Raw genomic sequence first — 20,743 nt, forward strand, 5'->3', positions numbered from 1 at the left:
AACAGTTCCGTTTTGTGTTTAAATGACAGATTTAACGAAAAAAAAAGCATTGAGACCTCAATGCTTTTTCTTTTATAAAATTCTAAAATTGTTATTTAGATTTAATCCAAATTATTTTATTTCTCTTTGTCAAAAAATTGAATTGGACGATTGATAGACTCCTCTAAAACGATCAAAGTCTCCGTCCGATCGATTCCATCTACTTTTTGAATGTTATCAAGGACAGTTCTCAGATGATTAGTATCTCTGCAAATTATTTTAGCAAAAATGGAATAGTTACCTGTTGTATAATAGGCACTTACTACTTCAGAAATGGTTTTTAGTTTTTCAATAACATTGTCATAAAGCGAACTTTTCTCCAAGTAGATTCCTAAAAAAGCTGATATGTCATAGCCAAGTTTCGCAAAATCAATATTCAAAGTGGCACTTTTCACAATCCCCATATCCTCAAGCTTCTTCATTCGAACATGGACTGTACCCGAGCTTACAAATACTTTTTTCGCAATTTCAGTGTAAGGGGTTTTAGCATCTTCATTTAAAAGTGAGATGATCTTTAGGTCTATGTTGTCGATATCTAAAATTTTATCCATTTTTTCGCTGTGGATTTAGATGATTTATAATGAATCCGCCTGTAAATTAGAGATTGTTCAAAATATTGCAAAATTTTTTTTTCAATTTGTAATTAAAATCAAAATCACTTTACTTTGTCGCTGGATGAATGTTCAATTGATAATTTTGTCATTGAGACATTTGTTCAAATTAAAATTTGCGGCTTTTGATTTGGCCAAATTTTAGTTCATAAAAAGGAAACTTTTAATCTCTAAAGTTATATTTGGGTTTATATTCTGAAAAGAGTCTTGCTATTGGCAAGACTTTTTTGTTTTGTAAATCGAGGTTTAGAATCATTTTTTCTATGGAGGAAACTTGAACTTCCAGAAAGCCCATTCTTTAGCCCATTTTGCAGGTTATTTGTTTGAATCGACAGGGAATTGTTGAAAGCGGAATCAGAGAAGGAAGTTTAAAAAGTTATTAGGGAATGGAATACCATATCATATTTTTTTCGGGTCTAAAGACATGAAATCATTGCATTCTTAATTAATTATTCGAAAGTAATTTTCCAGTTTCTTTCTCTTTTTTTTTAAGCGGTTGGGGAAAGGGTATCTCCTATAATTATTTTTAGCGCTCTTAAAACTTCTTCTTTAATGAAAAAAATCACAGTCCTCTTATTCCTGTTTTTATATTCAGGCCTTTCCTACTCCCAAGTAAGATCTTTTCAAAAGGAACATGTTTTCCCCGAAAACAACCCCAATGCAAAATTTCATACCGTTTCCGGAGAACGACATGGGGCTTCATTTTTCAAGAAATTCGAATTCCCTGAAGTAGAATATCAGCCTACTGATCAATTGACCTTCGATAAATACCACACTGTAGAGGTAATGTATCATTGGTATATCAAATGGGCTGAGCAATTTCCCGAGATTGTTGACTTGTATGAGATTGCCAAATCCTATGAAGGCCGGCCTATCTACCAAATGACAATCACCAATAAAAAGACTGGAAAGGATACTGACAAACCTGCGGCATACTTCGAAGGAGGAAGACATTCCGGAGAAATTACAGCAAGTGAATCGATTCTCTGGTTGACTCAGCATTTATTGGAGAACTATGGAAAAGATCCTGAAATCACCCATTTAATTGATTCAAAGACAATTTATTTACGACCTCAGAACAATCCTGATGGGTCAAATCTTTACCTTTTTACTGAGCAGCGTAACCGCAGCACTGTAAAACCACATGATAATGACCGTGATGGGCTTTTGGATGAAGATCCGGAGGAAGACCTTGATGGAGATGGAGTGATTTATCAGATTCGGAAAAAAGCGGTCACTAAAGAGGAAAAAGAAAAGGCAAACTTTATTATTGATCCAGCTCATCCATCGGGTAAACTCATGAAGAGGGTTTTTCCTGGAAAAGGTGAATATCTTATGTACACCGAAGGAATAGATAATGATCTGGATGGGAGTTATAACGAAGATGGAATAGGAGGTTTGGATCTTCATCGGAATTATCCGGAAAATTGGAGACCAGATATTGGAGGCGATCTTACCGGAAGAGGATATACCCAGTATGGAGCAGGCGAAGCTCCATTGAGTGAAGTGGAATCAAAAGCCACAGTTCTTTGGATTCTCAGTCATCCTAATATTTCGGTAGTAAACTCTATGGATACCCGAGTGCCGATGCATCTAAGAGCTCCTTCTACTTCTAAATCAGAGGAACGTATGTACCCTTCAGATCTTGCAATATATAAAGAGATGGATCAACTGGGTCTTTCTTTTACTGCATACCCTTGGGCAGGTGATGTATATGAGACGTATGCAACCCGCTATAAAGTCGATGACATGACTGGAGATCCTTTAAAACCAACGCCACTTTTTGGTCACGGGCCAGATTTTGGGTACTTCTATTTCGGGAGTATTTGGTATGGGGACGAGCTTTGGAATAATGGAGCCATGAAAGATTACAATGGGGATGGGATCTATGATGATTACGATGGCTTGGTCTGGGATGAAACTGAGAACGGTGGCAAAGGATTTAAGTCCTGGACATCATTTACACACCCTTCTTTAGGTGAAGTGGAGATTGGTGGTTTTCATCCAAAGTTTTTTGGACAAAATGGGCCTCCTTGGCAGCTTGAAAACTGGGCCAAGAAACAAGCACTTTTCAATCTTGCAATGGCTAAAAAACTGCCAGAGCTTGAAGTTTCTCCTGTGAGAGTTGTCAAAACAGGTAAAGGAGAATTTGAAGTTTCGATCAGCTGGAAGAATGTTGGAGGACTTCCTGTTGCATTGGAGCAGGCCAAACTTGTGAAGATTGTTCAAGAAGATCGGGTTTCCCTCGATTTTGATAAGGAATTGACGAAAGGATATGAAACTGCAAAAGTAAAAATAATCAGTCCAGAGCTATATGATAAAACTATCTATACTGGATATACAGATAAGGGAGAAGCCAAGTCGGTTTCCTTTAAAGTGACAGTAGAAGGGGATGACCCGGTTACTGGAAAAATAAAACTTTCCTCAACCCGAGGGGGGTATTTCGAACAAGAATTTAAGCTAAATAATTAAACCAATGACAAACAAACTATCAAAAGGAGTTTTTCTCCTCCTGATTTTTGCTGTGCAATTCAGCTTTGCGCAGCAAAAGAGACCTTTGACACATGCAGACTACGATGGATGGGAACGGGTTGCTTCAGAAAAAATCACTAAAAACGGAATGTGGGTCGGCTATCAAGTATCTCCTCAAGAAGGAGATGGGAGATTGGAGATTCTTTCATTCAAAAACCCTACAAATAGAATTGTAATTCCTAGAGGTACTGCTTTTGATTTTACGGCGGATGATTCCTATGCTGTCGGTAAAATCACACCACAACAGGATTCTATCCGAGTTCTAAAGCTCAAAAAAACCAAAAAGGACGATATGCCTTCGGATAGCTTATTCATCTATCAGATGAGTAATGGCAATTTGATAAAAATCCCAAAGGTGAAATCATTCGCTATTCCTTCGGAAAAAGGAAGTTGGATTGCGATCAATTACGAAAAGGAAAAAGAGAAAAAACCTGGGAAATCAGACTCTACGGCTACCGATTCAACCAAAAAAGCTGAAAAACCGAAGAAAACTGATGGGACAAAGCTAGAGGTTAGAAAATTGGATGGTTCCGTAACTTATAGTTTTGATCGGGTGAAGTCCTATAGTTTTTCTGCAAATGGTGATTTTCTTCAATATGTATTGGCCGAGGAAGATACCTTAGATAACGCTGCGATTTACTTGCTGAATTTAGCAAATGGCGAAAGCAAGTTAATCTCAGAGGGAATGACAACTTATTCGGACATGACGTTTTCCCCTCAATCCAAATACTTGGCCTACTTAGCAACAGCGGATTCCGCCAAATCGAAAAAGCCTTACCATTCGCTCTATCTAGTAAATACTAGTGCAGGAACTGTGGAGGAAATAGCTTCAAAAAGCTCCTCTGGAATACTTGCAAATGGTAGAATCAGCCCGGATGGGGATCTGAAATTTTCAGAAAATGAGAATCGTTTATTTTTCGGAGTTGCTCCTGATTACGTAGATTATGCTTATCAAAACGATACCACTATCCTAGATGAGGAGCGAGTTAGCCTAGATATTTGGGGTTGGCAAGATGACGAGATTCAACCTATGCAACTGGTTCGTAAATCTCGAGACGAAAAGAAGTCATATCTCGCAAGCATGGACTTAGGATCCAAAAAGATCACACAATTAGCGACCCCAGAGTTGGACAATGTGGCTTTAGAATCAAAGGTAGAGCGTGACTTTGGCTTAGCTTATACCGATCAACCTTACCGACGAAGCTACAGTTGGGATATTCAGATCGGTAGAGATTTGTACTTGGTAGATTTCAAAACAGGACAAAAAACACTTGTAGAAGAAAATGCTTCTGGTTTTCCTTCGATTTCGCCTGAGGGGAAATATGTGACTTGGTATGATGCCAGAGATAGTAGTTGGGTAGCTTATGATGTAGCGTCCAAAGCTAAAATCAAATTGTCCGAAAGTCTTCCAACGGTTTTCTATGATGAGATTCACGATAGCCCTTCACTGCCTGGAAGTTATGGTAGTGCAGGATGGATTGCCGGAGACGCCGCAGTTCTGATTTATGACCGGTTTGACATTTGGAGAATCGACCCAAAAAATCCTTCTGCTGCAATTAACATCACGCAGGGTATGGGGAGAAAAGAAAATATTGTTTTTAGAAGACAAGATCTTGATCGGGAAGAGCGAAGTATCGATCCAAAAGCAATGTTACTTCTATCAGCATTCAATGAACAAGACAAGGATGCTGGTTTTTATACAGGTTCAATAGATGGAAAAGCTGCTCCAAAACAAATCTTGATGACTGCTCACAGCTATTCTGGGTTGATTAAAGCCAAGGAAGCAGATGCGGTTTTATTGAATCGTTCTACCTATGTGGAAAATCCTGATGTTTATTTGGGTGATTTGTCCTTTAAAAACTTGAATAAGGTATCCAACCTCAATCCTCAGCAAGCTAATGTAAATTGGGGTTCTGTTGAGCTGGTCAACTATTTGGCAAATGATGGAGAGCCTCTTCAAGGCTTATTATACAAGCCTGAAAATTTTGACCCGAATAAGAAGTATCCGATGATGGTGTATTTCTATGAGCGAAACAGTGATGGGATTCACCGCTATAGAGCACCTGCACCGAGTGCTTCGACTATCAATATTCCTTATTTTGTAAGTAATGACTATTTGGTTTTGGTTCCAGATATCAAATATGATTTGGGACTTCCAGGACCGTCAGCATACAATTGCATTATTCCTGCTGTGCAGTCAATTGTGGCTCGTGGTTTTGTAGATGCTGATAATATGGCTATCCAGGGACAAAGCTGGGGAGGTTATCAAGTGGCCTACTTGATCACTCAGACGAATATGTTTAAGGCAGCTGGTGCCGGAGCACCTGTAGTTAACATGACTTCAGCCTATGGAGGGATTCGTTGGGGAACAGGTATGAGCAGAATGTTCCAGTATGAGCAAACTCAATCCAGAATTGGAGGCACACTTTGGGAAAAGCCAATTTATTACCTGGAGAATTCTCCGCTATTTTACATGGATCGCGTAAAAACTCCAGTCCTGATTATGCACAATGATGCTGATGGATCAGTTCCATGGTATCAGGGGATTGAAATGTTTATGTCCTTAAAGCGATTGAATCAGCCAGCTTGGCTTTTACAATACAATGGGGAAGATCATAACCTGGTTCAGCGAAAAAACAGAAAAGACCTTTCGATACGGCTAAGTCAATTCTTTGATCATTATTTGAAGGGAGCTCCTGCTCCGCTTTGGATGACAGAGGGATTACCTGCTGTCGAAAAAGGGAAAACACTCAAATACGAATTGGGCAACTAAAAACAAAAGCTCCGAATTTTCTAAATTCGGAGCTTTTTTTATACTGCTACAGCCGCTTTGATGTGAGGGTGCGGATCATAATTCATCAGCTCAAAATCTTCGTATTTAAAGCCGAAAATATCTTTTACATCAGGATTTATTTTCATTGTAGGCAATGGTCGGATATCTCTGCTCAGTTGCAAATGTGCCTGCTCCAAATGATTGGAATATAAGTGTGCATCACCAAATGTATGGACAAAATCCCCTGGTTTTAAATCGCAAACTTGTGCCACCATCATTGTGAAAAGAGCATAAGATGCAATATTGAAAGGAACTCCCAAAAACACATCTGCACTTCGCTGGTATAGTTGACAGCTAAGTTTGCCATCAGCAACATAAAACTGAAATATCGTGTGACAAGGGGGTAAAGCCATGTGATCAACATCTGCTACATTCCACGCACTTACTATGTGTCTTCGGCTATCAGGCTTAGTCTTGATTTGATGAATTAGGTTTTTGATCTGATCGATTTCACCACCTTTTCCGTCAGGCCAATGTCTCCATTGGTATCCATAGATAGGTCCTAGATCTCCATTTTCATCTGCCCATTCATCCCAAATAGACACTTTATTTTCCTTCAGGTAGCCAATGTTTGACTCCCCACGGAGAAACCAAAGTAACTCTATAATTATAGATCTTAGATGCAGTTTTTTGGTAGTGACTACCGGAAAACCTTCAGACAAATCAAATCGCATTTGATGACCAAAAATACTGAGTGTTCCCGTTCCGGTTCGGTCTTCTTTTTTCACTCCTTCATCAAGGATTTTCTGCATCAAATCGTGATACTGCTTCATATTTTTTATCGCTTTTCTCTAGGGGCCAAGTTAAGGAGTTCGAGTAATAAAAGGAACTGAAAACAAACAAAGACTAGCCAAACTTATTATACTTGGAAAGAAATTCGAACTGAATTAAATCCAAAAACACCCATGTTTCAAAAATTCCGAGCTTACTTTTTTCTTGGAATAGCTGGTTTGATTTCAATTTTGCTTCTCATTTTCAGGCCAATACCAGTTTTTAATTATGATTTTGAGCAGTTTTTCCCGCAGAACGATGATGATTTGGAGTTCTACCAAGAATTTCGCCGGCAGTTTGAAAATGACAACGACTATCTGCTTTTAGCTCTTGGCAATCCCAATGGGGCTTTACTTGATTCCACCTTCTTATCAAATGCTCTGGTTCTGCAAAAGGAGGTTGAAGCGATGGAAAAAGTAGATACTGTTATTTCAATTTTGAATCTTGAGCAACCGGTAATCGGGGTTTTTGGACTTCGGAAAGTTAAAGTCTTAGACTGGACAGATGCTGAGAATCTGGCAGGCCAAAGTGAAAAAATTAATCAATACCGTACCGAACTGATTTCAAAAGATGGAGAAAGTCTTCTCTTGTGGGTAAAAAATGAGCAAAATATCAGCAAAGAAGACGGTGATGAATTGTATAATCGAATCAACTCTATTTTTAAATCTGCTCCAGTAACTGTAAAGGCTGTGGCGGGAAAAATACAAGCTCAAGGAGATTTTGTAAATCTAATGCAACGCGAATTTGGCTTGTTTTTCGGCTTCTCTATCATCTTGATGCTTTTGATGTTGGCCTTGATTTTTAGGACGTGGTGGGGAGTAGTAATTCCATTCTTGATTTTAATTATCGGGGTAGCTTGGGCCTTTGGTTTGATTTTACATTTGGGTAAAGCATTGGATGTTATGTCAATTATGCAGCCGACCATTTTTTTGATTGTGGGATTGAGTTCCCTAGTTCATTTTTTCAACCATTTGATCAAAGAGTTACGGTTAAAAAGCCCAAAAGATAAGGCGGTTAGAGAAGTTTTTAAGTCTCTTTTCGTGCCTGTCTGGCTGACAGTTTTGACTACATCTCTTGGTTTCTTTTCGCTTTATTTCACTTCAATTCCTGCGCTAAAGGAATTTGGATTGACCACTGGGCTAGGGATTTTAGTCATGTTTCTAGCTGTAATCTTGATTACTCCTGGTCTTCTTTATTTGTTTCCAATCAAGATTCCAGATAAACCTAGAAGTGAAACCAAATTTCTAAATCTAAGCAGTTTGTTTTTGATTCTTCTTCGAAAAAGGAAAGGGATTGCGGTCATTTTTATTTCTGTCACCATTCTTTCTGCTTTTCTTGGCTCACAGTTGAAAGTAAATGGGTTTTTACTGGATAACCTTCCTGCAGAACATCCGATCCAAAAGTCTTTTGCATATTTTGATATTCAGTTTGGTGGATCAAATCCTTTGGAAATTCAATTGATGATTGGCTCCGAATCAAGGGACTTACTCGATTTGAAAGTCTTGGAAGAGCTTGATCAATTGGAGAAAGAAGTAGATCGCTTGTTTTTCGGAGGACAAATTATAAGTCCCTTAACGATTGTCAAGTCGCTCAATCAGGCGCAAAATCAAGGAAGTGTCCAAGCCTTCTCACTCCCCTCCAAAGGACAGTATCAGCGGATGCAACGATTTTTAGATCAGGCCTTTGAAAAATCTGGTATCAAAGTATTGAGTGAAGATCGGAAAACAGGTCGATTGAGTACTCGAACGGCTGATCTTGGAACCTTAGAAATGTCTAAAAAGAGACAAGCGCTCAAGGATTTTACAGATCGGGAAATAAATCCGGAGTTGCTCCAGATTCGGTGGACAGGAACTTCCTTCTTGATAGATAAAGGACATCAATCTGTCACTTGGCAAATGGCTAAAGGATTAGGAGTAGCTTTTATTTTAGTGGGGATTATTGCAGGTTTTTTATTTCGGTCTTGGCGAATTTCATTCATTTTGCTGATTCCTAACCTCATCCCATTAATCTGGATGTTGGGATTAATGTATTTTTTGGGGATTGAGTTTAAGCTGACTACTGCAATCCTTTTTACAGTAGCATTTGGAATAGCCGTGGATGATAGTATTCACTTTATGACCAGACTTCGTAAAGAACTTCAAACTGGGAAAAACTTGATCTATGGTTTGAAACGAACGTTCATAGAGACTGGTGAGGCCATAATCCAAACTACCATTATCTTGGTTGCAGGATTTGGATTATTGATTTTCAGCCAATTTGGAGTAACACATTTTACAGGCCTGCTGATTGCTGCTTCCCTTATTTTTGCGCTATTGGCAGATCTTTTTTTGCTCCCTATTTTGCTTTTACCTATGAAGAAAAAGTGGGATGAAAAGTTTCACAAACGGATTTCTAAAGCTCCAATCCTTCCCAAGTAAAAACGGCTGAGACGGGATAGTGGTCAGAATAATCTACTTCGCGATGAGTTTTAAATTGAATCGGAATTAACTCTGGACTGGAAAAAATATGATCAATTCTGAGAAAGAAAAGAATTCGGTTATATGTAAAACCAAATCCACGCCCAGCGATCTCGAATGCATTTTGGAGTGATTCGCCCAATTTGAAATAGGTATAGGAGTAAGGGATTTCATTAAGGTCTCCCATCAAAATAATAGGATGAGGGCTATTGGAGTAGTGATCTACCAAAACCTTAAGTTGCTTGCTTCTTGCGAGACTCCCACGGTGGAGTTTGCCTAAAGTCTGCCGATAATTTTCTTTGACTCCTTCTATATCTTCCAATCCCTTAGAATTGATTTTCATTGATTCCAGATGTGCGTTGTAAATCCTGATGGTATCTTCATTTACTTTTATATCTGCAAAAATGGCCCCATTAGTACGGTTATTATCAAATACTTTACCTTCATTAACTATCGGGTATTTTGAAAAAATTGCCATCCCATAGGAACGCTTACTTGGATTGCCCTCGATTATTTGATAGGATACGTTGAATCCAATATCAGACCCTAATAGTTTAATGGCATTTCTTGAAGCAGTGGTATAATCCTGATAAAATTCCTGAAAAACCATCACATCTGCGGGTTGCTCACTAAGCCAGTTGAATACATTTGGATCAAATTTCCCCTCAGTTCTGCTTTTATAATCAAAAAGGTGCGCGTTGTAACTCAAAACTCGAAGACCCTCAACCGGTTCATTATTGGAACGGACCTGAATCGTAATCAAAAAAAACTTGTAGCCGATAACCATCGTAAGTAGGGGGATTAAGGCTAATTTTCTCCAGGAAAGGGTCAAAATACCAAACAAAACAACATTTACTACCAGAATAATAGGGATGAAAAATGGGAGCAACCCCACATATTCAAAATACTCCGGCGAAATGTAGACGCTCGAAAAAAGAACAATTGAAGCAATAAAAACAACCCAGGTAATAAATTTCATTTTGCCATGAGGAACAAAGGAATTGAAAAACAACTATTCATCCACGAAAAGAATTTGAAATAGTTTTGCATTATCAGTTTGATGGAATTGAATAACAATAACAAACAACGTGTAAATGTATGCCATTTGTATTTATTGAAAACTTTTCTTTGACTGCCGGAGAATTCAAGGCTCAGACTTTGAAGATTTACTGAATAATTGTTATTTAGACCCTAAATTACCCACTATGAAAACATACCAAACTATTTTGATGACAGGTTTAATTGCAGGAGGAATATTCTCGTGTAATCCTAAGTCCACTGATACTGTTGAATCAAGCAATTCAGAAGAAACAGTACCTGCAGAAACAGAAGATGAAAGACCCTCTCCTGTAGTGATTGAGGAAGGAAAAATTGGAGGAAAAGATATCAAAATTCACTACGGTTCCCCAGCAGTAAAGGGCAGAACACTCTGGGGTGATTTGGTTCCCTACAACATTGTATGGCGAACTGGCGCAAATGAAGCAACTTATGTAGACTTAGCAGAAGACTTTATGGTTGAGGGAAATTCTGTCCCTGCAGGAAAATACTCTGTATTTACTATTCCGAAAGAATCTGGACCTTGGACAGTAATTTTCAACTCTGAATGGAATTTAGAACATGGACATTTTCAATATGATGAAAAAAATGATGTGTTGAGAGTTGAAGTTATGCCCACCTGGGAGGGGAATTCGGAAGAAAGACTTTCTATTAAAGTGGAAAATCCGGGGATTGTAATCCGTTGGGAGAAAATGAAGCTTCCGATATCGATGAAATAAAAGTTTTTGAAATAAAGAGCCTTCAAGTGAAAATTTGAAGGTTTTTTTTGATCCGTATCAAAACTTCGGGAATGGTAAACTTTTAATTAATAGAATAAATTAAATTCGCCCAATCACCCTTTCATGTTTAGTAAATGAAATACTTCGGTTTCTTTATTGCTTTAGCTATCACAGTTGCACTTGCTATAGCAGTTTCAATGCCTCTCGGACCCGTTCCGCCGTTGGCTCCGCTTTTAGATCCAAATCATGGTTTTTGGCAAAACTCATATAGTGAAGATGAACTCGCTAAGGATGAGTTGGAGCTTTCCAATTTGACTTCTCCGGTCACTGTGGTCTATGATGAAAATTTAATCCCCCATATTTTTGCCGAAAATGAGGAAGACCTTTATCGTGCACAGGGGTATGTTACTGCAAAACACAGACTTTGGCAGATGGAATTTCAAACCATGGCTGCTTCTGGAAGAATCTCAGAAATAGTAGGTCCTATAGCTATAGAACTTGACAGAATGACTCGAAGGAAAGGTCTGGGGTATGGAGCGGAATTAGGATTAAAATACCTTCAAGAAAACGATCCTGAAATACTCAAGCTGGCTGAAGCCTATGCGGATGGAGTCAATCAATACATTGACCAGTTATCTCCGGGGCAAGTTCCTGTAGAATATAAGATTTTGAATTATAGACCAGAAAAGTGGACTGCTTATAAATCCATCTTACTACTCAAATACATGTCTGACATGTTGGTGGGAGACCGGGATCTTGAGTATTCAAATTTGAGAAAAATTTTAGGTCAGGAAATGCTTGATAAGCTTTATCCAGATTTTCCAGTAGATAATGATCCTGTCATTGAGTCAGAACATGTATGGGACTTTACTCCGCTTTCTGTTATAAAGCCTGACAGCATTCCTTTTCCAAATGATTTACTCGCGATCGATCCACTTCCCCAACCTGAGGAAGGAACAGGATCTAACAACTGGGCGGTTTCAGGATCCAAAACAAAAAGTGGTAATCCGATTTTGGCAAATGACCCCCATTTGAGTTTGAACTTGCCTTCCCTTTGGTATAGTATGCAGTTGAGTACTCCAAATCATTCTGTGAAAGGAGCCACCCTGCCGGGAGCTTTGGGAGTGATCTCAGGATTTAATGAAGATATAGCCTGGGGAGTTACAAATGCTACCAAAGATGCACGGGATTGGTATAAAATCACATTTCAGGACAAACAAAGAAAAACCTATAAATATGGCAATGAGTGGAGGCCTACTTCTTTTCGAATCGAAGAGATCAAAGTAAAAGGGGAAAATCCCTATTTGGATACCGTAGTATATACTCATTACGGCCCGGTGGTTTACGATCGTACTTTCAAAAGTGAGAGGCAGGATGTCAATTTTGCTTTAAAATGGACTGTTCATGAAGGTTCTAATGAACAAAGAACATTCATAATGATGAACAAGAGTAAAAACCATGAAGATTACAATAAGGCGCTGGATAACTATTCAGCACCTGCTCAAAATTTTGTTTTTGCTTCCAAATCTGGAGATATCGCCATGAGGATTCAGGGTAAATTTCCTCTGAAATGGAAAGAGCAAGGTAAGTTTTTCATGGATGGAGCTGATCCACGATTTGAATGGCAAGGTTATATTCCAAATGAACAAAATGCCGCCACTCTTAATCCTGAAAGGGGTTTTGTTTCTTCTGCAAATCAACATCCTGTTGACCCCTCATATCCTTATTATGTATTCGATAATAGCTATGAGCATTATCGAAATAGAAGGTTGAACAATCGTCTTCGGGAGCTAAGCGACATTACTACCGATGACATGAAGTTATTGCAGTTTGATGACTATTACTTGCATGCAGCAGAGGCATTGCCTGTAATGATAGGCCTGCTAGGGACAAGCTTTGATTCTGATCCTGAAGCCAAGAAATATATAGATGAGTTGAAAAGCTGGGATTTTTTCGCAGATCCCAATCAAAAGGCACCAACACTTTTTTATATCTGGTGGGATAAAACATATGATCAAATCTGGAAGAAATGGGGTGAATTTGGTGTTCCTGTCGTTCGACCGAATAATTATCAAACAGTTCGTTTACTTGAATTAACTCCTCAGGATCCCGTTTTTGATATAGATAAAACAGATGTAGTAGAGACAGCTTCAGATCATATTAATATTGGTTTCCAGGCTATGGTGAAGTCGATGAAGGAATGGGAGGAAAAAGAGGGTGATTATTCTTGGGCAAATTATAAACGAACCAGCGTACAACATTTGGTACCGCAATTTGCGCCATTCTCAGTGACCAATATCTATACAGGAGGAGGTAGAGGGATTCTTAATGCCACAAGTGAACGCCATGGTGCCAGTTGGAGAATGGTAGTCGAAATGGGAGATGAAATTACGGCGTTTGGAGTCTATCCTGGTGGTCAATCCGGAAATCCAGGGAGTAAATTTTATAGCAATTTCATCCCAATTTGGGCCAATGGAGAATATTTGAATTTTAATCTTCGAAGCAAGGAAGATTCTGAGGGTGTCCTGTTTCAAACTATCTTAAAATAATCATCATGAGATTTATACTATTTATTCTCGTTGTAATAGGTGTCGTAGTTTTTTTAAATCCCTTTTTTCCGTTCTGGGTGATCATGATAGTAATTGCTTTACTTTCAGCTCTTTTAGGATTAAGTGGAATTCAGGGATTTCTCGCTGGAGGTTTAGGCTATGGTTTGGCTTGGCTTGGACAAGCTTTATTTATCAGTGCCACAACAGGAAGTGACCTTCCAAATCGAATGGCAGAACTTATGGGCATAGGAAGTGGAATGACTATCGCAGGCCTTACAGCGATTGTTGGATTTTTCCTCGGTAGTTTCAGCGGTTTAACGGGCAGCTTGCTCAGAAACTTATTTCGAAAAAAACCAGACAACCTGTATAGAGGGTAATTCTGTTTTAATGCTTAAAAAAAGATTCTTTTAACACTAAAGAATCTTTTTTTATTTCGTGGGTTCATTGAAATGAGTACCTTTGTTACTCACTATTTTGAAGTGAATTTTTATGCTAGAATCCTTAATCACCTCGAAAACTCGTTTGAGGTTGCTTGTTAAGTTTTTTGTGAATTCAAAAACACAAAGTCATCTTCGCGGCTTAGCCGATGAATTTGGTGAGTCCACCAATGCAATACGGAAGGAGTTGAACAACTTAACACAAGCAGGGATTCTCACAAAAAAGACAGATAAAAATAAGATAGAGTATCAAGCGAACGTGGCTCACCCTTTCTTCTCAAACATCCAAGAAATTATCAGAAAATACCTAGGCCTGGATAGACTGCTGGAGCAAATTTTGGAGCGGATGGGAGAGGTCAGTCAAGTTATTCTTATAGGAGATATTGCAAAGGGTATAGATTCCGGGAAAATAGAGGTGGTAGTTACAGGAGATGAATTAAATGAAAATTATATTCTGGGCCTTACTGCCAAAATTGAGCAAATGATTGAGCGGAAAGTGGTGTTGACTTTGCTTGATCACCGGATGCCATCTCCCGGGCTGACATTATTTGACAAGGAAGCAGGGAGCTGATTTTTTGTCCATTATATTATTTAGTTAGCTAGGCACTTTTGTGACTGAAAGGGCGAAGCTTTGAAGTCATAGTTTGAAAACAAATTAAAAGTGAGAAATTAGCCATCAAAACTTCCATAACTCAATTAAGATTGAAACATATTAATTTGACCATATCGAATAGTATCAAGTCGAACTTTAGATTACTTCTTTTATTGCTTTTGGTATTCATTACTATTTCAGTAAGCGGCCAAAGCTTATCCGATATCCAGAATTTGAAAGTGGATAATCTTTCAGACGCGCAAATTGAGCAATTAATCAAAAAAGCAGAAGCTAGCGGCTTGAGCGCTACGCAGCTTGAATCCCTCGCAAGAGAACGAGGAATGCCAGCATTGGAAGCGGCAAAGTTGAGACAGCGAATCAGCGATTTACAGGGCAAGGTTAATCCACAAAGCAATTCATTATCAGAAGTAAACCGAGGATTCGATTTTGAAAAAAGTCCTGATTTATTTGACTCGATTAGAAGGGCTGATCCTTATTTTGATTTAACACCAACACAAAAAAAGATTTTTGGTTATAAGCTGTTCCACAACAAAAATCTTGATTTTAATCCAAGTCTTAATTTACCTACCCCTCAAAATTATGTCGTGGGTTCAGGTGATCAATTACTTATTGATGTGTACGGTGCCTCACAGCAATCTTTTGATTTGACAGTAAGCCCCGAAGGAAGGGTTTTGATACCTAATCTCGGGCCTGTTCAGGTAGGTGGTGCTACTATTGAAGCAGCTACTTCAAGATTGAAAGGATCCTTGGGCCGTATTTATTCAGGATTAAACGGTTCGAATCCGAATACTTTTCTTCAGCTTAGATTAGGTAATATTCGTTCTATAAAAGTTTCCATGGTAGGAGAGCTTTCCAAACCCGGAACCTACACTTTACCATCTTTTGCTACAGTTTTTAATGGTTTATTTGCCGCAGGTGGACCAAATGAAAACGGAGCCTTTAGAAACATTCAAGTATATAGAGATAGTAAATTAGTAGCTACTGTAGATATTTATGAGTTTTTATCGAAGGGCGATCAATCGGCTAACATCATGCTTCAGGATAACGATGTAGTGATTGTTCCTCCGATATCTGCACGTGTGGAAGTAATTGGCCCTGTTCGCAGGGAGGGACTTTTCGAAGTAAAACCAAGTGAGTCACTGAGTGATCTTTACATTTACACGGGTGGGTTTACGAGTCTGGCTTATCAGGATAGAGTGACTATTCGAAGGATTGAAAACAATCAACGAAAAGTAATTGATGTATCATCCGATCAATTTCAGTCATTCTCTCTAAAAGATGGAGACGAAATTCTTGTAGGGGAAGCTTTGGAACGTTTTTCCAACCGTGTTCAAATCACAGGGTCAGTAAACCGTCCAGGGGAATATTCGATTGATGAAAGCGGGTTAACTGTAAAACAATTAATCGATAAATCTCAAGGACTCAAGCCGGAGGCTTTTGTGAATCGTGCTACTCTTTACCGAACTAGCGAAGATCTTACTTTAGCTGCTCAGCCTTTGGATTTAAAAGGAATTCTTGATGGAACAGTTCCGGACGTGCCACTCAAAAATGAAGATCTTCTCTTTGTGCCTAGCAGGTATGATATTCAAGAGGAGTATTATGTGAAGATTTCAGGGGAGATTAATTTCCCCGGAACTTATCCCTATGCAACTGAAATGACCGTGGGTGATTTGATATTAAGGTCCGGTGGACTTTTGGAATCTGCGTCAAATTCATTTATTGAGATTGCCAGAAGAGTGCGGGATAATGAATCTGGAAAGCTCGCAGAAATTGAAACATTGAATATCGACCCGGAATTGATTTTGACTTCTGAGGAGGCTAATAAGCCATTGAGGCCTTTTGACCATGTGTTTATTCGAAGAAAACCCGGGTTTGAACGTGAGCAAATAGTTCAGATAAAGGGAGAGGTAATTTATCCCGGTGAATTTGCTATATCGGGGGCCAACGAAAGAATATCCGATGTCATAAAAAGGGCAGGTGGATTAAACCAATTTGCTTATCCGAAAGGTGCAAGTTTAATCAGAAGGACAATTTATTTCAAAGGAGAAACTGATGATCAAATCAGAGAGGATTTGCTTCGGGAAATTAGAGATAATTTAGACCCTCTAAAAAATAGAGAAGGTAATGAAGCTGAGGAGTTGTTATTTGAACGAATAGAAAAAAAGCTGGAGTTAGCAGAGCTTGAAAAACTGAAAACCGAAAAGGAAATTGAAAAGAATACGATTTTTACTAACCTCACCTTAAATAGTGACTCAACTGATTACAGTATGAGAATGAATCAGCAAGATTTCGTTGGAATTGACTTGGAAAAGATTCTGAAAAATCCCGGTAGTGCTGAAGATTTAATATTAATGGAAGGCGATATTATTCAAATTCCTAAGGAGTTGCAAACAGTAAGAATGGTTGGTGAGGTATTGCTTCCTACCACTACTAGATTTGATTTGAACAGAAACCTCAAAAATTATATTTCAAAGGCTGGTGGATTCACTGAAAAAGCGAGGAGATCAAAAACCTATGTGGTCTATGCCAATGGTGATGCAAAACGTACTCACAGTTTTCTGGGCTTGAATTTTTATCCCGAGCTTGAACCTGGAGCTGAAATAATAGTACCAAGAAAGCCAGAGAAAGAAGGCTTAAGTGCCGCTGGTTGGATAGGGCTTGCTTCTAGTTTAGCCACCTTGGGAATACTCGTTAATAATTTAATTCAATAGAAATAATCAACTATTAATTTATGAAAATCGCAGTTGTAGGAACCGGTTATGTAGGCTTGGTGTCTGGAGCATGTTTTGCAGATGTAGGAATCGAAGTCACTTGTGTGGATATCGATCAGAAGAAAATCGACAAGCTTAAGAGTGGTATTATGCCAATTTATGAGCCTGGTTTAGAAGAGATTGTAATCAGAAATTATAAAAGTGGTAGACTTAAGTTTAGTACTGATCTGGGTGAAGCAATTCAGGGTGCAGAAGTTGCATTTATTGCTGTTGGGACTCCTCCTGGCGAAGACGGATCAGCTGATCTAAAGTACGTGCTTGCGGTGGCGGATGAAATTGGTCGAAAAATGACCGACTATATCGTAGTTGCTACAAAAAGTACAGTCCCCGTTACCACTGGAGAGAAGGTGCGCGCAGCTATAGCAAGTGCATTAAAGGATAGGGGTTCGGATTTACCTTTTGCGGTAGCTTCAAATCCTGAGTTTTTGAAAGAAGGAGCAGCTGTTGATGATTTTTTAAAGCCTGATCGAATAGTAATTGGGGTTGATGATGAGCGGGCGGAGAAGATCATGCAGCGATTATACAAGCCTTTTCAATTAAGTGGAGAGCGAATCATCTATATGGATATCCCTTCCGCAGAAATGACTAAGTATGCAGCCAATGCAATGCTTGCTACCAAAATATCTTTTATGAATGATATCGCCAATCTATGTGAGTTGGTAGGAGCTGATGCAAACATGGTAAGAAGAGGGATTGGATCGGATCCAAGGATAGGTAACAAATTTATCTACCCAGGTGTGGGGTATGGAGGATCTTGCTTTCCTAAGGATGTGAAGGCAATTATCAAAACCGCAAAACAATATGGATACGATCTTAAAGTACTTCAGTCAGTTGAAGATGTAAACGATGCTCAGAAATTTGTACTTTCTAAAAAGGTGAAAGCCCATTTTGGAGAAGATTTGACTGGGATGACTTTTGCGATGTGGGGTTTGAGTTTTAAACCTAATACGGATGATATGAGAGAAGCTCCTGCAGGAGTAATCATTGATGAACTTAGAGCTGCTGGAGCCCAAGTGAAAGCCTATGATCCTGTTGCGATGGAAGAAGCTAAAGCACATTATATTTTCGATAAAGTAACTTATTGCAAAGATGCTTATGAAGCATTAGTGGACGCAGATGCATTATTACTTGTAACTGAATGGTCTGAGTTCCGAATCCCAAGTTGGGATGTAGTTGGAAAGCTTTTGAAAAACAAAGTAATTTTTGATGGTCGAAATATCTACGATAAAAAGTATCTCAAGTCCCTTGACTTTGAGCTCTTCGGCATTGGATCTAAGTAAAAAATTTGCCTCCGGATTTAAATTCGGAGGTATTTAGATTTCTTATTGCAACCAAGAAAATGATAATTGCTGGAGCTGGAGGTCATAGTTTAGAGGTTTTGGAAGTCTTATTAAAGAATGGTTTTCCAAAAAATGAAATTCTGTTTTTTGATCAAGACCCTAAAAAAAATGGTCAAGAAATAGATGGAATTAAAGTAGTTTCCTCTCTAGTTGAAGTAAAACATCATTTCACAATTTCAAATGATTTCTGTCTTGGGGTTGGTAATCCTGCCGCAAGACAGAATTTATGCGATTTATTAGAACTTACAGGAGGCTCATTAAAAAGTATTAAAGATGATTCATCTTTTATTAGTCATACTGCTAATGGGCAATATGATGCGCTTCCATTCAGTTTTATTGGGCCTAAAACAAAAATTGGAAAAGGTGTTCTGATCAATACTCGCGCTCATATTCATCATGAATGTCAAGTTGGTGATTTTAGCGATATTGGACCAGGAGCAATGATGCTTGGAAACTCTCAAATTGGGGAATACTGTAGAATTGGTGCAGGTGCTGTTATTTTACCCGGAGTCAAGTTAGGAAATGAAGTGACCGTAGGATCAGGTGCGGTCGTGACAAAGGATGTTGTGGATAATCAAACTGTAATAGGAATTCCAGCAGTACCACTTCGAAAAAAAGAATAAATTTAACTGTATTAAGAATTCGCAGAATCCAAATTTTAAATACTGAAAGATTTTCCAAGGGAGAAATTCGGGTTTTTATCAAACCCAGACTAGATCCAGAAAGAAATAGGGGAAGATTTGGGACTGTTTGAAAACACAGTTTGAGAACTTAATTACCTCAACCAATTGGTTTGAGAATTCTTAAGGTTTGCTTTTTAGTGTCTTATGGACATAAAAGATCCTTGAAATAATTATTCAGGAGTTGGTTTATTTACTGCTTATTTGACAACTTTAATAGTTATATGTCTGAGAATACCTCAAAAATTTCTTTTGCTGAAATCGATTTGATTTCCCTTGCAATAATCGTTTGGAAAAAACGAAAAGTTGTCTTGATGATTACCTTTGCGTTTGCTTTTCTGGGAATTGTCACAGCGTTGATTGCTCCTAAAGAGTTTTCCGCTACTGCTACCTTTATTCCTCAAATGGATGAATCGGCAAAGTCTGGAGCCTCTTTGGGTGGTCTGGCATCCTTAGCGGGTTTCAATCTTGGCGGAATGGCAGGGGGATCAGATATATCTCCTGTTTTGTATCCTAAAATTGTTTCTTCAATCAGTTTTCAAAAGGCTTTATTGGATGCCAAAATTCATGTAAATGGATTTGATAGCACCATGACTTATCAGGAATATTACAAAGAGGTTCAAACTCCTGGAGTTTTAGAATTAATTCAAAAATATACAATAGGTTTGCCTGGGATTTTGCTAAAAAGCCTTAAAGGTGAGACAGAGATTGAAGTCAATCAAGAAGAAATTGGAATACTGAAAGTTAGCCCTGAAGAATATTCCCATTTTAAAAGAATATCTTCCCAATTGAAGATAGTTCCAAATGAAAAAGAAGGGATCGTATCAGTTTACTTTAAAATGCCTGAACCCCTAATGGCTGCAGAAATGGCTAAGTTTGCAGTTGATTTGCTCCAGAAAGAAATAATTCAGTTTAAAATAAAGAATGCAAAAGAGCAATTAAGATTTGTAGAGGAGCGGTTTTTGGAAAGGAAGAAAGATTTTGAGGAAGCTCAGGAAAAATTAGCATATTTTAAAGATCGAAACCAAAATCTAAATTCCGAGTATGCTATTAATCAGTTGCAACGATTAGAAACAAACTACAATTTTTATTTCGAAGTTTACAGTGAGCTTGCTAAACAAGTGGAGCAAGCAAAATTACAAGTAGCTAAGAATACTCCAGTATTTTCCATTATTCAGCCAGTTTCAGTTCCACTTGAAAAGTCGAACTTAAGAGGTTCAGTGATATTAGTAATTTTTATGATGATCGGCATTTTCTTTTCTATTGCCTACATTATAGGAGTAGAATTTTTTAATAGGTTAAAATCAAATTAGGATCGGTTAAATCTCTTAAAATT

General features: G+C 38.4%; 14 protein-coding genes. 11 read left to right on the plus strand and 3 right to left on the minus strand.

Annotation, left to right across the window (positions count from 1 at the left end):
* Positions 1-116 precede the first annotated feature (116 nt).
* Entirely contained in the window at positions 117-590 is a 474-nt protein-coding gene (locus tag BVC88_RS18025; RefSeq protein ID WP_075352110.1) for an Lrp/AsnC ligand binding domain-containing protein, read from the minus strand.
* 612 nt (positions 591-1,202) lie between these two features.
* Between BVC88_RS18025 and BVC88_RS18035 the strand changes: the two genes are divergently transcribed.
* Together BVC88_RS18035 and BVC88_RS18040 are read left to right on the plus strand one after the other, a co-directional pair.
* Positions 1,203-3,122 carry a M14 family metallopeptidase gene (locus BVC88_RS18035; protein ID WP_075352112.1) on the plus strand — a complete coding sequence of 640 codons (1,920 nt, stop codon included), beginning with the start codon at positions 1,203-1,205 and terminating at the stop codon, positions 3,120-3,122.
* Positions 3,123-3,126: 4 nt separating this feature from the next.
* Positions 3,127-5,955, plus strand: a complete 2,829-nt coding sequence (locus BVC88_RS18040; RefSeq protein ID WP_075352113.1) for a S9 family peptidase — start codon at positions 3,127-3,129, stop codon at positions 5,953-5,955.
* Between the two features lie 38 nt (positions 5,956-5,993).
* On the opposite strand, the gene BVC88_RS18045 is transcribed toward BVC88_RS18040, so the two are convergent.
* Positions 5,994-6,788 (minus strand): thymidylate synthase, encoded by a 795-nt coding sequence (locus BVC88_RS18045; RefSeq protein WP_075352114.1) that lies wholly within the window; start codon positions 6,786-6,788, stop codon positions 5,994-5,996.
* 132 nt (positions 6,789-6,920) lie between these two features.
* Here BVC88_RS18045 and BVC88_RS18050 point away from each other — a divergent pair, with 132 nt between their 5' ends.
* On the plus strand, positions 6,921-9,203 hold the full coding sequence (locus BVC88_RS18050) for an efflux RND transporter permease subunit (protein ID WP_075352115.1): 2,283 nt from the start codon (positions 6,921-6,923) through the stop codon (positions 9,201-9,203).
* Here BVC88_RS18050 and BVC88_RS18055 read toward each other — a convergent pair.
* Positions 9,178-10,221, minus strand: a complete 1,044-nt coding sequence (locus tag BVC88_RS18055) for an endonuclease/exonuclease/phosphatase family protein (protein ID WP_075352147.1) — start codon at positions 10,219-10,221, stop codon at positions 9,178-9,180. The two genes, BVC88_RS18050 and BVC88_RS18055, sit on opposite strands and share 26 nt — an antisense overlap.
* A 226-nt stretch (positions 10,222-10,447) precedes the next feature.
* On the opposite strand from BVC88_RS18055, the gene BVC88_RS18060 reads away from it, so the two are divergent.
* From BVC88_RS18060 to BVC88_RS18095, 8 genes are all read left to right on the plus strand, one after another.
* Positions 10,448-11,017, plus strand: coding sequence for a DUF2911 domain-containing protein (locus BVC88_RS18060; RefSeq protein WP_075352116.1), 570 nt, complete (start codon positions 10,448-10,450; stop codon positions 11,015-11,017).
* Positions 11,018-11,151: 134 nt separating this feature from the next.
* Positions 11,152-13,566, plus strand: a complete 2,415-nt coding sequence (locus BVC88_RS18065) for a penicillin acylase family protein (protein WP_075352117.1) — start codon at positions 11,152-11,154, stop codon at positions 13,564-13,566.
* Positions 13,567-13,571: 5 nt separating this feature from the next.
* A complete protein-coding gene (locus BVC88_RS18070; protein ID WP_075352118.1) occupies positions 13,572-13,943 on the plus strand; it encodes a hypothetical protein in 372 nt (123 codons plus the stop codon).
* A gap of 169 nt (positions 13,944-14,112) precedes the next feature.
* Positions 14,113-14,574 (plus strand): ArsR family transcriptional regulator, encoded by a 462-nt coding sequence (locus tag BVC88_RS18075; RefSeq protein ID WP_245803679.1) that lies wholly within the window; start codon positions 14,113-14,115, stop codon positions 14,572-14,574.
* A 140-nt stretch (positions 14,575-14,714) separates the two neighbouring features.
* Positions 14,715-17,327 carry an SLBB domain-containing protein gene (locus tag BVC88_RS18080; RefSeq protein WP_449353818.1) on the plus strand — a complete coding sequence of 871 codons (2,613 nt, stop codon included), beginning with the start codon at positions 14,715-14,717 and terminating at the stop codon, positions 17,325-17,327.
* Positions 17,328-17,347: 20 nt separating this feature from the next.
* On the plus strand, positions 17,348-18,667 hold the full coding sequence (locus BVC88_RS18085) for a UDP-glucose dehydrogenase family protein (protein WP_075352120.1): 1,320 nt from the start codon (positions 17,348-17,350) through the stop codon (positions 18,665-18,667).
* A 59-nt stretch (positions 18,668-18,726) separates the two neighbouring features.
* The gene (locus tag BVC88_RS18090) at positions 18,727-19,350 is read left to right on the plus strand and encodes a NeuD/PglB/VioB family sugar acetyltransferase (RefSeq protein WP_075352149.1); all 624 of its coding nucleotides are present in this window, start codon (positions 18,727-18,729) and stop codon (positions 19,348-19,350) included.
* A gap of 281 nt (positions 19,351-19,631) precedes the next feature.
* Positions 19,632-20,720: a Wzz/FepE/Etk N-terminal domain-containing protein gene (locus BVC88_RS18095; RefSeq protein ID WP_075352121.1), complete on the plus strand. Its 1,089-nt coding sequence runs from the start codon at positions 19,632-19,634 to the stop codon at positions 20,718-20,720.
* Positions 20,721-20,743: the final 23 nt, after the last annotated feature.

It is taken from the genome of Algoriphagus marinus (assembly GCF_001936475.1).
Classification (GTDB): Bacteria; Bacteroidota; Bacteroidia; order Cytophagales; family Cyclobacteriaceae; genus Algoriphagus; species Algoriphagus marinus.

Bases quoted from the DNA above. Each gene is read 5' to 3' on its own strand.
- BVC88_RS18060 (WP_075352116.1), top strand. From the start codon at position 10,448: ATGAAAACATACCAAACTATTTTGATGACAGGTTTAATTGCAGGAGGA.
- BVC88_RS18095 (WP_075352121.1), top strand. From the start codon at position 19,632: ATGTCTGAGAATACCTCAAAAATTTCTTTTGCTGAAATCGATTTGATT.
- BVC88_RS18090 (WP_075352149.1), top strand. From the start codon at position 18,727: ATGATAATTGCTGGAGCTGGAGGTCATAGTTTAGAGGTTTTGGAAGTC.
- BVC88_RS18035 (WP_075352112.1), top strand. From the start codon at position 1,203: ATGAAAAAAATCACAGTCCTCTTATTCCTGTTTTTATATTCAGGCCTT.
- BVC88_RS18045 (WP_075352114.1), bottom strand. From the start codon at position 6,788: ATGAAGCAGTATCACGATTTGATGCAGAAAATCCTTGATGAAGGAGTG.
- BVC88_RS18085 (WP_075352120.1), top strand. From the start codon at position 17,348: ATGAAAATCGCAGTTGTAGGAACCGGTTATGTAGGCTTGGTGTCTGGA.
- BVC88_RS18055 (WP_075352147.1), bottom strand. From the start codon at position 10,221: ATGAAATTTATTACCTGGGTTGTTTTTATTGCTTCAATTGTTCTTTTT.
- BVC88_RS18040 (WP_075352113.1), top strand. From the start codon at position 3,127: ATGACAAACAAACTATCAAAAGGAGTTTTTCTCCTCCTGATTTTTGCT.
- BVC88_RS18065 (WP_075352117.1), top strand. From the start codon at position 11,152: ATGAAATACTTCGGTTTCTTTATTGCTTTAGCTATCACAGTTGCACTT.
- BVC88_RS18025 (WP_075352110.1), bottom strand. From the start codon at position 590: ATGGATAAAATTTTAGATATCGACAACATAGACCTAAAGATCATCTCA.
- BVC88_RS18070 (WP_075352118.1), top strand. From the start codon at position 13,572: ATGAGATTTATACTATTTATTCTCGTTGTAATAGGTGTCGTAGTTTTT.
- BVC88_RS18050 (WP_075352115.1), top strand. From the start codon at position 6,921: ATGTTTCAAAAATTCCGAGCTTACTTTTTTCTTGGAATAGCTGGTTTG.